Annotated in this window: 15 protein-coding genes; 4 read left to right on the top strand and 11 right to left on the bottom strand. The window is 50.6% G+C overall.

What is annotated here, in order from left to right:
• Positions 1–110: 110 nt before the first annotated feature.
• Complete coding sequence (locus ACE5LO_RS19220; RefSeq protein ID WP_375521617.1) at positions 111–578, bottom strand: Fur family transcriptional regulator; 468 nt, start codon at positions 576–578, stop codon at positions 111–113.
• A gap of 93 nt (positions 579–671) precedes the next feature.
• Positions 672–1871, bottom strand: a complete 1200-nt coding sequence (locus ACE5LO_RS19225; protein WP_375521618.1) for a GTP-binding protein — start codon at positions 1869–1871, stop codon at positions 672–674.
• Between the two features lie 203 nt (positions 1872–2074).
• On the opposite strand from ACE5LO_RS19225, the gene ACE5LO_RS19230 reads away from it, so the two are divergent.
• Entirely contained in the window at positions 2075–2395 is a 321-nt protein-coding gene (locus ACE5LO_RS19230) for a hypothetical protein (RefSeq protein WP_375521619.1), read from the top strand.
• Positions 2396–2427: 32 nt separating this feature from the next.
• Positions 2428–2523 (top strand): YjcZ family sporulation protein, encoded by a 96-nt coding sequence (locus tag ACE5LO_RS19235; protein ID WP_375521620.1) that lies wholly within the window; start codon positions 2428–2430, stop codon positions 2521–2523.
• 68 nt (positions 2524–2591) lie between these two features.
• On the opposite strand, the gene ACE5LO_RS19240 is transcribed toward ACE5LO_RS19235, so the two are convergent.
• Both ACE5LO_RS19240 and ACE5LO_RS19245 read right to left on the bottom strand, forming a co-directional pair.
• A complete protein-coding gene (locus ACE5LO_RS19240) occupies positions 2592–3293 on the bottom strand; it encodes a nucleotidyltransferase domain-containing protein (protein ID WP_375521621.1) in 702 nt (233 codons plus the stop codon).
• A gap of 165 nt (positions 3294–3458) precedes the next feature.
• On the bottom strand, positions 3459–3563 hold the full coding sequence (locus tag ACE5LO_RS19245; protein WP_375353472.1) for a YjcZ family sporulation protein: 105 nt from the start codon (positions 3561–3563) through the stop codon (positions 3459–3461).
• Between the two features lie 413 nt (positions 3564–3976).
• Between ACE5LO_RS19245 and ACE5LO_RS19250 the strand changes: the two genes are divergently transcribed.
• Both ACE5LO_RS19250 and ACE5LO_RS19255 read left to right on the top strand, forming a co-directional pair.
• Positions 3977–4978, top strand: a complete 1002-nt coding sequence (locus ACE5LO_RS19250) for a permease (protein WP_375521622.1) — start codon at positions 3977–3979, stop codon at positions 4976–4978.
• 15 nt (positions 4979–4993) lie between these two features.
• Entirely contained in the window at positions 4994–5926 is a 933-nt protein-coding gene (locus ACE5LO_RS19255; RefSeq protein ID WP_375521651.1) for a TIGR03943 family putative permease subunit, read from the top strand.
• Between the two features lie 74 nt (positions 5927–6000).
• On the opposite strand, the gene ACE5LO_RS19260 is transcribed toward ACE5LO_RS19255, so the two are convergent.
• The 7 genes from ACE5LO_RS19260 to ACE5LO_RS19290 all read right to left on the bottom strand — a co-directional run bounded on the left by ACE5LO_RS19260 (position 6001) and on the right by ACE5LO_RS19290 (position 13120).
• The gene (locus ACE5LO_RS19260; RefSeq protein ID WP_375521623.1) at positions 6001–6705 is read right to left on the bottom strand and encodes a DnaD domain protein; all 705 of its coding nucleotides are present in this window, start codon (positions 6703–6705) and stop codon (positions 6001–6003) included.
• A 3-nt stretch (positions 6706–6708) separates the two neighbouring features.
• Positions 6709–8004 (bottom strand): asparagine--tRNA ligase, encoded by a 1296-nt coding sequence (gene asnS / locus ACE5LO_RS19265; RefSeq protein ID WP_375521624.1) that lies wholly within the window; start codon positions 8002–8004, stop codon positions 6709–6711.
• An 86-nt stretch (positions 8005–8090) separates the two neighbouring features.
• A complete protein-coding gene (locus ACE5LO_RS19270; RefSeq protein ID WP_375521625.1) occupies positions 8091–9287 on the bottom strand; it encodes an acetate/propionate family kinase in 1197 nt (398 codons plus the stop codon).
• Positions 9284–10156, bottom strand: coding sequence for a 3-hydroxyacyl-CoA dehydrogenase family protein (locus ACE5LO_RS19275; protein WP_375521626.1), 873 nt, complete (start codon positions 10154–10156; stop codon positions 9284–9286). The genes ACE5LO_RS19270 and ACE5LO_RS19275 overlap by 4 nt, the downstream gene beginning before the upstream one ends.
• A 135-nt stretch (positions 10157–10291) precedes the next feature.
• Positions 10292–11794, bottom strand: coding sequence for an AAA family ATPase (locus tag ACE5LO_RS19280; RefSeq protein ID WP_375521627.1), 1503 nt, complete (start codon positions 11792–11794; stop codon positions 10292–10294).
• Complete coding sequence (locus ACE5LO_RS19285; protein WP_375521628.1) at positions 11787–12320, bottom strand: hypothetical protein; 534 nt, start codon at positions 12318–12320, stop codon at positions 11787–11789. The genes ACE5LO_RS19280 and ACE5LO_RS19285 overlap by 8 nt, the downstream gene beginning before the upstream one ends.
• Before the next feature lie 269 nt (positions 12321–12589).
• The gene (locus ACE5LO_RS19290) at positions 12590–13120 is read right to left on the bottom strand and encodes a cell wall elongation regulator TseB-like domain-containing protein (protein WP_375521629.1); all 531 of its coding nucleotides are present in this window, start codon (positions 13118–13120) and stop codon (positions 12590–12592) included.
• Positions 13121–13150: the final 30 nt, after the last annotated feature.

Consider the following 13150-nt stretch of genomic DNA (forward strand, 5'->3'; position numbering starts at 1 on the left):
CTTTCTGCTTAAATGTAATTTTTACGTACGAATCAGTTTAACACCCGCTTACACACCGCGTCAACCTATTTAAAATCCCGCAAAAAAGAAGCCAGGCAAGCACAGCTTCTTTACGACTTGGCGTTTGGATTCTGGCATTCTTCACAGACACCGTACACCTCGAACCTGTGGTTCATAATCTTGAAGGAACCCGGCAGGTGAAGAGACTGCTCCATAGGGCAGTAATCAAAGGTAAGTGTCTTTTCGCAATTAACGCAAATCAGATGGTGATGATGGTGTTCTGTGCAGCTCGCACGAAATTTCAAACCGCCATCCATAAAATAAAACTGTTCCAGGGCGCCCATCTCGCTCAATAAGCGCAGATTGCGGTACACGGTATCAAAGCTTACGTTTGGATAGTTAACCGTCATTTGATCATAGACATCCTTGGGTGACAAATAACCATCCGCCTTGGCAAATATTTCGGCAAGCTTCTTCCGCTGCTCGGTGATGCGCCAGCCGTGCTGTGACATGATATGAATCATATCCTGAACCATGGCTTCATGGCTTTGTTTATGCTCGTGCTTGTGCTCTGTCATGGCATATCGTCCTTTCCCTAATGCAGAAACTGTACAGTGCCAGCTTCAGCAGCTTATGACGATATTTATTTTATCAGTAATTATTACTTTTTGCTATCCTTTCTCTTCCGGCAGCCACGGGAGAGGATTGTCGAAGGAAGCCCAATTCATGGCCATTTCTTCTTCATTTAACAGGCAGGCATCCAGATGCTGCTCAATGGCTTTACGGTCCATACCGATCCCGATCATCACAAATTCGTTCAATCGATCCCCCCATTTGTCATCCCATGCAAGCCTTGCCTCAGGATAGCTGCGAAAAACCTCTTCCTGCTCCTCACACGAAAATGCTGCCAGCCAGGCTCCAGCGGGCCCGAATTGAATGGAGGGTCCGGCCTGGCTGAAGCTCGCCGCCCAGTCCTGCTCGACCGCAATCCACATCTGGCCCTTGGCTCGTACAACCTCTGCGGGCCATTTGCCGAGATAATCAGCCAAACGTGCCGGATGAAACGCTCTTCTTCGGCGGTACACAAACGAACTGATGCCGTATTCATCCGTTTCAGGAGTATGGCTATCCTTGTCGAGCTCCTGAATCCAGCCGGGGGACTGGCTAGCCCGTTCAAAATCAAACAGTCCTGTATTCAGAATCTCGGAAGGCTCAACCTGACCTTTGAGGGTACGAATGATTTTGGCTGTCGGCTGAAGCTTCCGCATCATTTCTTCCAGTTTGTTCAGCTCTTCCTCTTCCACCAGATCACATTTGTTAAGAAGCAGTACGTCACAGGTTTCAATCTGGTCCATCAGCAAATCAACGACATCTCTTGTATCTTCAGCACCAGCCGCTTCACCTCGTTCCAACAGGCTTTCCCCTGACGCGAAATCATGCCAGAACCGGTATGCATCAACCACCGTAACCATACAATCCAGCCTGACTGCATCTGACAAACTGATGTTCAAGCTTTCATCCGCATATGTAAAAGTCTGGGCAACCGGCACCGGTTCAGATATCCCGGTCGATTCAATCAGGATGTAATCAAAATCCCCTTCCTGCACAAGCTTGTTTACTTCCAGCAGCAAATCCTCGCGCAGCGTACAGCAAATGCAGCCGTTGGACAGCTCCACCAGCTTTTCTTCGGTACGGGACAAATTCGCTTCCCCTTTAACCAGGCGGGCGTCGATATTTAGTTCACTCATATCATTCACGATGACCGCCACCTTCATGCCTTCCCGGTTGTTCAGAACATGATTTAATACTGTTGTTTTCCCTGAGCCCAAATAGCCGCTTAAAACGGTGACAGGCACCCTTTTGTGATCCATAATCACTGCTCCTTTTTAAATTGTAATTATTACGATTAATATAAACACCCTTACTCTATTTGTCAACCGTTTGACGAGGGGGATAAGTCCAATTGCTCTCATATAGGACAACATACAGGCACCGGGTGGATATAATCCATAGAATATTCCGTTACTTAATAAACAACCAAGCGAATAACGACTCAACACCGGAGGTGACTCATATGTCAAAAGCGGCAGTCCGCAAAAGCGATGTCCGCAAGCTTGTGGGCAAGCAGGTGTATGCCCTGAGAAAGGACGGAAGCATCGTGCAAGGCAAACTTGTGCGAATCAGCGGCAATAAACTCTATGTAGCCAATACGAACAAAAAAGTGAAAACCTCTGCCATCCTGCCTCTCGTGCTTTTTGACCTCCTTGCTATCGGCACAGCTCCATATGCCTATGGCGGGTATGGTGGATATGGCGGCGGGTATGGCGGGTATGCTCCCTACGGCTACGGAAACCAGGTTCCTTACGGCTATGGCTATCCAGGATACTTCTGGTAATAAGACTTTAGATAAGAAAGGAGCGAAAACTCATGGGCGTTGGGTGTAACGGACTCTTCACTTCCACAGGCGCCATTCTGGTTCTGTTCATTCTATTGGTAATCATCACTCGTTCTGTATGGTGTTAATGCGAAACATCCGTCAATTACGAAAAAAAGTCCCGGCAACCGGGGCTTTTTTGGACTGCAAGCTGAGATCAGTATTCTTCAAATCCTTCAAGCAAGGGACCGCCATACGGTTCCAGCCATTGGAGACTGAGCGTAATGAGCTGCTCTATGGAATCATTCCTGTACAGCTCCTCAAGGGCTGCCTCAAGGGCTGCTCCCTTCTCTGCATCGAATCCGCGCAGGTTGCGGATTAAATGCTTTCCTTCCCCGATCCATTGATTGTTCGCTCTGAGTATCAACCTGCACAGCGCTTCGCTCAGCCTGCTTGCCACAAACCAGGTTTCACAGATCTGCACGCTTCCTTTCAAATCCTGAATATGCTCCGTAATTTCATATCTGGCCAGATCCAGCTCGTAATCCCCCCAGGGCATGGGTCCGTAATCCAGGTCAGCACATGCTTCCTCAAGAACATCAAGCCCATCGTCAACGGCACGGATGACCTCTCCCTCCGCTATGATCCGTTGCAGCGTGGGATTTCCTCCGTGGATTCCCACGTCAAATAGCTCACGGTAGGACGATGAATTCAGCATAAACAGCTCCGTAATCCAACCGAAAGTCATAATGGTTCTCCGAAAAGGAAGCTCCTGGCTGTCGTCATAAATGACAATATCCAAATCAGAGTAAGGCGTAGCCTGATCCCTTATCACACTGCCTCCCAGCACAGCAAGCGAGCAGTTGGGGAAGTCCTTCCGAATCAGACATTTGGCCGCCTCGAGCGCTTCTTTCCGCATCGTTATCACCTCCACCTCGTACATGCTTATCAATGCACTACTGGCCCATTTACGCTCAGTATATTCAGCAGCCCCTGCTCGTTTGCATGGCCACTTCAATGCAACAAATAGACCCCCGGAGCACCGGGAGCCTCTCCAAAAATACAAGGTTGCTCTTAACTAAACTCAGATAAAGAATGTACGGGAAATGATTACAAGCAGGATAAACAGTACCAGAATTACGCCAGTGGAAGTGAAAAAAGGATAACAAGCTCCTCTTGTGCAGCTCATTGGATCACCTCCTTTGCAGAATGCTGCACAATTTTCTTCATTGGGAGCCACCTGCTGCCAGAAATACTTCACAACATACTATATGACCCACGGGCATTTAACGCATGGATGAATGTCCAGCCAGCCCGCAATATTTATGTTCTGCCGTGCCCAAATGTCAAAAAACGAAAAGAATAACGATCAGCAGCAAAAACAAGACGAGTATCACTAAATTTTGCCGGGAAAACGTCTGCTGCCGCTCCATCCGCCCATTCGCCTGATCCATGTGCTCCCCTCCAGTCCAATTTAGTTTTTGTACATTCAAAAACAGTATATTCATCTATATGGAAAAAGCCTCAGTCCGGACGGGTATTCTGTTCTGAGGCGGACAAGCATACAATGTCTTCAAGATCACATTGCAAAGGAGACGGAAGATGCCGAAAACCATGCTCTTTAAAATGCTGCCCCTGTTCCTGTCCTCCGCCTTTGCCATTCCCGTCATTGTCATTTTTAGCCCGCATTGGCTGTCCATGCTCAAATCCAGTGCGCTTCAGCATATGAAAACCATCTTTATGGGCCTTTTTCTGGAAGCTCTTCCTTTTATGCTGGCCGGTGTACTGCTGTCTTCTCTGGTACTGTTGTTTGTGTCTGAGGAATGGGTGCGCCGCCTGATGCCCTCCAATCCGTTTGCCGGTGTTCTGTTTGCCATTCTGCTCGGCATACTGCTCCCCATTTGTGAATGCGGGCTGATTCCGGTCGTACGCCGCCTGATGCGGAAAGGGATGCCTGCGCATATTGCTATCACTTTCATTCTGAGCGGACCGATCATTAACCCCATTGTGTTGGCCGCGACGGTGATGGCTTTTCCGGATCAGCCCGGCATTGTCGCGGCCCGGTTTGGGCTTGCCTGCGCAGTAGCGTTGATAACAGGGCTTCTTGTGTGCGTTTTTGTCAAAAGCGATCCACTTAAGCGCTCCTTACAGCATTGTTCGGCTCATGGGCATGAGGCGTCCAAGCATCGTCATCAACGAACATGGACTAGTTTTTTTGTGCACACCGGGGATGAACTGATCGATATGGGGAAATACCTGATCATCGGCTGTTTGCTGACGGCGGCCATTCAGTCCTTCATCCAGCACGACGACCTGCTGGCCATGGGCAGCGGACCGCTGCTTTCTTATGGGTTTATGATGGGCTTCGCCTATGTACTTTCGCTCTGTTCGACTTCAGATGCCTTTGTCGCCTCGGCGTTTGTCCACTCCTTTGCAGTTGGACCGCTTGTTTCCTTTCTGGTGCTAGGCCCCATGCTTGACTTTAAGGGTACGCTGATGATGCTAAGCACGTTCCGTCTCCGGTTTGTCATCGGGATTGGAGCACTTATCATCCTGCTTGTGTTTGCGGGCTCTGTCATTGTGAACGGAATTGTTCAATTCTAAGGAGGTGAATCGGTGATGAATTCTTCTCTCTCCATACGAATGCACTACTTGCTGCGCTCGCTGCTGATGGCCGGTCTGGCCGTCTACATCATACATCTGAACCACACGGACGCGCTCAAATATTACCTTGCTCCACATATGCAGCTTCTGCTGCTGTGCTGCCCTGTTCCTCTGCTGTTTATCGCCCTCGGGCTGGGAATTCATGGAGCTGCCGGCCGGTCAGGGGATCTTTGTAATTGTGAGCATGCCCTTCCGGATACTTTAATCAAAAAAATCTTTGTATACGGACTCTTTGTCCTGCCTCTTCTGCTCGGCGGCTTGCTGCCGGACAAATCCCTGGGCAGCGAAATGGCCGCGAAGAAGGGCATGTCCTACTCACTTCCCGGTCAGGAGCTTCGCCGTAAGGAAAAGGCTGACTCCTCCCAGGCTCTGCGGCAAGAAGCGACAATGAAGAACGAACAAGAAACGGTCTTGAGATCGCTGGACGAAAGATTTATGCCGCCGGATAAATACAATACGGAATTTGCCGAGCTTGCCAAACGTTTGTATTTAGAGCCGAAAATTATCGTCCATGAGAAAATTTTTTCAGAGACGATCGGTGCCCTCGATTTATATAAGCATGAGTTCGAGGGGAAGCCGATATCCATTACAGGTTTTGTGTATAAAGACAAGGAGATGGGGAATGACGTGATCTTCACCATCGGACGATTCCTGGTCATGTGCTGCCCGGCAGATGCCTCCCCGTTTGGCATCATGGTTGAGGCAGAGCATGCACCGAAGCTGGCCAGGGATTCCTGGGTCAGAGTGGAAGGAATACTGCATGTGGCGGCAAATGAAGATGTGGAGAGACTTGAGATCCGGGCAGCCAAAATTACACCTGCAGCTGAACCCGACTCGCCTTATATTTACACACAGGCAGACGCCCTGAGCATATTTGACCGGTTGTAGCCATTCACCCCACTAAATAACAAACGCGCCTTCCAATGGAAAGCGCGTCTTTCATAAAAGCCAGACTAAGCGTACTATGACCGTCCGCCTGTGCGAAATTTTTGTGTATATGCCTTCACATCTTCCGCATTCCTCACCCGGTTGCGGCTCCATTCCAGCAAAATACGATCGATGTAGCGAAAATGGACTTTACCTGCAAACACAGACTCCTTTAAGGCCATCAGAATCAGGTCTTCGGAATACTGGTCCTGATCCACCCAGCCTGAGATCGTTTCAAGCTCCATCGGAGACAGCGGCCTGCCGAATTCCCGCTCAAAGATGGTAAACAGGTTCCGCTTGCCTTCCGGAGCATAACCCAGGGAAAACAAATCCTCGTCCTGCTCTGCGCTAACCGCCGGGCGCCGCTCAGCAGCCAGATGTTCAGCCAGCTTGCGGTAAAGGCCTGTGAACTGGTAACGCTCATACTGCACGTCCGACTGCTCATAGGAGCCGGATTCAATGCTGATCCAGCCTTCCTGCATCAGCTTTTGCAGCATTTTACCCAGCGCTTCCGCAGACAGGCCCACCCGGTCCATCAGCTGGTCCAGTGTTGGAAAATCATTATGCTCCGCCTGCCTGAACGCCAGCAGTTGGACAAGCAGCAGCACTTCCGCATCCGACAACTGCAGATTGCGGTAATACCGCAGCAGAACATAGGGGATTTGCACAACACCGGCTTCCATCGCGAAGGCAGCCCCTTCCGCCCAGTGCCCGGCCTCATTACGGAACCGATTGTTCATCGGTTAAGGGTAGAGACGGTACAGCATACGCGGGAACGGAATCGTCTCGCGCACATGATCCAGACCGCAAATCCAGGCGACGGTGCGTTCCAGGCCCAGTCCAAAGCCGGAATGAGGAACCGTGCCGTAGGTGCGCAGATCCATGTACCACTGATAAGCTTCTTTAGCCAGATTATGTTCGGTAAAGCGCTGTTCCATTAATGCTGGATCGTCAATCCGCTGCGAGCCACCGATAATCTCCCCGTATCCTTCCGGCGCGATCATATCCGCGCACAGCACAACCTCCGGGCGGTTAGGGTCAGGCTTCATATAAAACGCCTTGATGCTGGCCGGGTAGTGGGTGATGAATACCGGCTTGTCGTAGCTTTCCGCAATGGCCGTTTCATGCGGCGCTCCGAAATCTTCCCCCCACGGAATATCGAAGCCTTGGCCTTGCAGGAATTCGATAGCTTCATCATAAGTGATACGCGGGAACTCGCCTGTGATGTTCTCCAGCTTGGAGATGTCTCTTCCGATCGTCTCCAGCTCCTTGCGACAGTTCTCCAGTACGGATTGCACAACATAGCTTACAAACTGCTCCTGGATGCGCAAACTCTCATCCAGATCCACAAACGCCATCTCCGGCTCAATCATCCAGAATTCGATCAGGTGGCGGCGCGTCTTGGACTTCTCGGCTCTGAAGGTTGGGCCGAAGGAATACACCTTGCCCAAGGCCATGGCGGCGGCTTCCATATAGAGCTGACCGCTTTGTGTCAGGAACGCGTCCTCGTCAAAATATTTGATATGGAACAGCTCTGTCGTGCCTTCAGCAGAGGACGGAGTCAGAATCGGCGGATCCACCTTGGTGAAGCCGTTGCTGTCGAAGAACTGCTGCACCGCACGGATGATCTGTGCACGGATCAGCAAAATCGCACGCTGCTTGGGAGCGCGCAGCCACAGATGACGATGATCCATCAGAAAATCGACGCCATGCTCTTTCGGCGTGATCGGATAGTTTTCTGTCAGATGGATGATCTCAACACCTGTGACAGTCAGCTCGTAACCAGACTGGCTGCGCGGTTCCTCGCGGATCACACCTGTCACATACAGGGAGCTTTCCTGTGTCAGGCTTTTCGCGTCATCCCATACCTGCTCCGGTACTTCGCTTTTCACGACAACGCCTTGAATGTAGCCGCTTCCGTCACGAAGCTGCAGGAACTGTATTTTACCACTGGAACGTTTGTTATGGACCCAGGCGCCAATGGTAACCGTCTGCTCCACATGGCGGCCGACCTCGGAAATCGTACATTTTATAGCCACATATATCTCTCCTCTGTAACCGAAATCAAACAGCCTTGCCCCCTGGGCAGGCTGCTTGATCAAGGCATAGCTAATCATATCTGTTCCTATTGTACAAGGCGGAACGTATCGCGGGCAATCACCAGTTCTTCATTTGTCGGAATGACGAGAATTTCCACTTTGGACTGCTCTGTGGAAATGCGACGCGGATCGCCTGAACGTATGGAATTGAGCGACTCGTCGATTTCCACGCCCAGGTAGGTCAGTTCCTCCAGCACCTTCTGGCGCAGCACGACCGAGTTCTCGCCAACACCGGCTGTGAATACGATGGCGTCAACTCCGTTCATGGCCGCCGCGTAAGAGCCGATGTACTTGCGGACACGATAAGTATACATATCGAACGCAAGCTTGGAGTGAGCGTCCCCCTTCTCCATGCCGTCCGTAATTTCACGCATATCACTGCTGATACCGGAAATGGCCAGCAGTCCGCTGTGCTTGTTCAGCATCGAATTCACTTCGTTAACGGTCAAGTCTTCCTTGTTCATAACAAAAGGAACGATGGCAGGGTCCAGATCGCCGCTGCGTGTCCCCATCATCAGGCCTTCCAGCGGAGTCATCCCCATGGACGTATCGACAGAGACGCCGCCTTTTACGGCTGTTATACTGGCACCGTTGCCGATATGGCACGTTATGATCTTCAGCTCCTCCAGCGGACGGCCCAGGAATTTCGCAGCTTCCTTGCTGACAAAATCATGGGATGTGCCGTGTGCTCCGTAGCGGCGGACTTTGTATTTGTTGTACAGCACTCTTGGAATGGCGTACATGTAGGCCTTCTCCGGCATTGTCTGATGGAAGGCCGTATCGAATACGACCACCTGCGGAATGTTCGGCATATTCACTTCCGCAGCCTTGATGCCCATCATTGAAGGAGGGTTATGCAGCGGTGCAAGGTCGAACAGACGGCGAATTTCCTTCTTCGCTTCCTCGGTAACAACAGCGGATTCCTTAAACGACTCGCCACCGTGCACGACACGGTGTCCAACAGCATCGATTTCATCGATGCTGCCGATGACCCCGTGCTCCTTATCCGCCAGTGCGTTCAATACTTTGCGGATCGCTGTGGTATGCTCCAAAATTTCGCTGACTTCTGTCATTTCGTTTTTATTGGTCGGTTTGTGTGTCAGGATGGAGGAATCCATACCGATCCGTTCCACAAGCCCTTTGGCAAGCACGGACTCATCTGTCATATCATACAGCTGATATTTCAGGGAAGAGCTGCCTGCGTTGATTACCAGAATTTTCATAAACGGTCACCATCCTTGTCGTACTTGAAGAAGCCTTCGCCTGTTTTTACACCCAGATTGCCGGCACGCACCATTTTCTTCAAGACGATGGACGGACGGTATTTCAGTTCCCCGAATTCGCGGAACATACGCTCAAGCGCGGCCAGCACGGAATCCAGACCGAAACGGTCGGCCATTTCGAGCGGCCCGTGCTGGAAGTTGTAGCCGATCCGCATCGCGTCGTCAATATCCTGAGCAGAGGCTACGCCCTCCTGCAGCACATGCGCAGCCTCATTGATCAGCAGGCAGATGATGCGGCTCGTGACAAAACCCGGGGACTCATAGACCATGACGCCTTTTTTCTCAAGGAAGTTCTCTACAAAGGATTTAGTATGCTCAAAAATTTCGTCTGAGGTTTTAAGCCCACGGATGATTTCTACAAGATCGATGCGGGACACCGGATAAATAAAGTGCATGCCAATAACACGCTCAGGATACATGGTCGAGCTGGCGAGCTCGGTCAAGCTGAGCGTGGAGGTGTTGCTTGCAAGTATAATATTTCGCGGACAAAATTGATCAAGCTGCTTGAACACTTCTTTCTTCGCATCCAAATCCTCCGTAATGGTCTCGATGACCATATCACAAGCGCTCAATTCACCATAATGGGTCACCTTGTGAATACGGGAAAGAATCAGCTTCTTCTCCGCTTGGGTAATAGCCCATTTCTCCAGCTGTTTGTCCAGGCTGGTTTCGATCATTTCGTACGCGTAGTCCAGTTTTGCAGGGGTTTGCTCAACCAGCAGCACGTCGATGCCTTTGGAAGCAAGCATTTCGGAGATGCCCTGCCCCATCGTACCGCCGCCAATTACGCCGATTTTTTTAAATTGCATGGTTCTTGGCTCCATCCTTTCAAGGTCTCTCTGATGTATTGTATCCTTCGCTGTCGAAAAATACAGATTTATGACCCAATAGATAATAATATCTTAGCACGGAACAAAAGTAAAAAAAAATACCAGCATCATAATTTATGCTGGCAAAAGGCTGTTTTCACGAAATTGACACCGGAATTGCTCCCCGGTCAGCGTTTCTTCCTTCAACAGGATTTCGAGAGAATTGTCAAAAATGCTGCGATGCTGCTCCAGCAGCTCGTGGGTACGGGCATGGAGCGCGTTCAGAAGCTCTTTATTTTCCCGCATCAGCTCTTCCTTGGTCACCATCTCCATGTTCATGATACCTAAGGACGTCAGGCCGGATTTCATCATCATTTCCACGATGCTCAGGGCTTGTTCGAAATCGTTGCTGGAGCCTGTACTGCGTCCACCATAGTACATTTCTTCAGCCACAGCACCGGCGAGGGCAATCATAATCTGTTCTTCAAGAAAATCCTTGGTATACAGATAGTGCTCCTGCTGCGGGTTATGGCGCACATAACCGAGCGCTTTGCCGCGCGGACTGAGGGCCACCTGCTTCACGCTGCCTGGACGGACAATCTCGGCCATGATGGCATGTCCCAGCTCGTGGATGGCGACTCTCTTCTTCTCTTCTTCGTTCGATTCACGGTCTGTTTTCTCACCCATCATCACTTTATCAATCGCCATGGACAAATGGTTCTGGCCGATCACGTCCAGATTCTGACGCATCGCATAGATGGCCGCCTCGTTCATGACGCTCTCCAACTGAGCGCCGGAAAAACCGTAGGCCTCCTCGGCGATTTTTTCCAAATCTACTTCCTCAGCCAAAGGTTTGTTCTTGGCATGGAGATCAAGAATATGCTTTCTGCCCTTTTTGTCGGGAAGATCGACCTGGATATGGCGGTCAAACCGGCCCGGGCGCAGCAGCGCGCTGTCCAGCATCTCCTTGCGGTTAGTGGCCGCAATCAGCAGGATGCGCGGAGTGTCTGACGAATAAATTCCGTCCATCTCGGTCAGCAGTTGGTTCAGTGTCTGGTCGTATTCACGCTGCTGGCCGCCTTCGCGTTTGCCGCCAATGACATCAATTTCATCAATGAAAATAATGGCATTTTCCTTCTTCTCCTTGGCGGCTCTCGCGCTGGCGTCCCGGAACAGCTCACGGATCCTGCTCGCGCCTACGCCTACGTACATTTCAACAAACTCACTGCCAGCGGCCGCCACAAATATTGAATTGGTATACTGGGCTGCGGCTTTGGCCATCAGGGTTTTGCCCGTTCCCGGAGGTCCGGTGAGCAGAATGCCCTTTAAGGGACGGATGCCGAATTTCGAAATTTCTTCATGGCGGATCAGGAAATCAAGCGCCTCCTGCAGCTCCTGCTTGGCGCTCTCCTGGCCGCCAATCTGCTCAAAGGTCAGCCCGGTCGACCCAATTTTCTTGCGCTTGCGTTCCTGGCCCGCTCCGACCGCCAATCCGCCGCGCATATGCAGCAGCAGCAGCAGTCCGCCCAGCACCGCCACGGCAATAACAAGCGGCACTACATTAAATCCGATAAAAACAAGAAAAATCACCAGGACCGGCACAATGCCGATCATTATTTCCCTCACCCATCTAGGCATTAGGCCACACTCCCATCGTTTCCGGCTTGCGCGGCAGAATAATAAATTTGCTGGCTTGTCCTTCCTTCAGCCTTATATAGACGTTCTGATCGTCCATTTCAGTCTGGGCCTGTACCTTGGAGTCCTTCTGCTCCAGCGATTCCAGCGTTGCCGGGATTTGCGTGTACTTTTTATTTTCCATCGCTTCGGCAATCGGGAACATGGCCTGCGACCACCACTTATCCAGCTGTACGCTGGAGCGGTCCTGAATGTCCAGCTTCAACTGGCGGCTGCCGATAATCGACTGGCCTTCTTTCTTGACCTGCTGTACCAAACCATGCAGATCCGCATCGGGCTGCAGCACAAGTTTCACAACGACCTCATCCTGTTTAATCGCTATTTGGGCGCTGGAGACGCCCGGATATTGAGTCACTACCTGCTGAAGCGGATTCTGAATCGCCATATGACGGTACAGGAACCATCCGCCGAACAGCACGGAAGCTGTTATGATCGCCGTTAAAGCTATAGGCAAAATACGAAGTTTCAAAAAAACGCCCTCCTCTCGATCATGAAATGCCGGCAGAAACGTATTGGGACTTTTTTTGAACCGTAAAGTAAAAAAGGAGTGGTTAACCTATCGCTCTATCACTAGTATAAGCTTGAATATATTATATCGTATATCATATTTCGAAGGCAAAGTTTGAACAGTTTATAAAATCTGTAATATTTTTCACAAACGGATATATGCAAATGCAAAAAGGCTCCAGCCGCAGCCGGAGCGATTATGCTCACACATGATCAGGTTTCAGCCCTTCGTCACTGAAGGGTATTGGGAAGTTGAAAAGGATTGCCTACCGGACTTCCATCGGCAAATTTGTAAAATTGATAAAAATAGCTGTTGTTGCTTTTATAGAACAATTGCCAGACATATTCCCCGTTAAAAACACCGGGCAGCAGACGCACAATCTCAAGATCAGGATTTGCGGATATGATGGCTGTGCGAATCTGTTCCTCGCTTACTCCGTTTTGCAGCAGCTCACTATGCACGCCCTGGGTTCCCTGCTGCGGGATGTCCGCCCCGTCCTCTACCGTTTGAAAAGGCACCCATACCATGATCTTTCGGTTCTCGGCATCCGTACCTTCCACCACCCAATAGGTTTCGGTCCACACGCTTTTCCACGTCTTATCCGTTGCGGCCAGCCCCGCTGTCTGTTTCGCTTTCAGAATGGCGGTGCTCTCCTCCTGCTTCTGCCCCTGGATAACATAGGAATAGTACAAGTAAAGGGCGAGCAACAGCAGGATGAAAATAAACACCGCATAGGCGATCATCGTTTTTCTGTTTTTCAATCCAAGCTTCCTTTCCGATGGTGTGGTTTG

Source organism: Paenibacillus medicaginis (assembly GCF_042138635.1).
Lineage (GTDB): Bacteria > Bacillota > Bacilli > Paenibacillales > Paenibacillaceae > Paenibacillus > Paenibacillus medicaginis.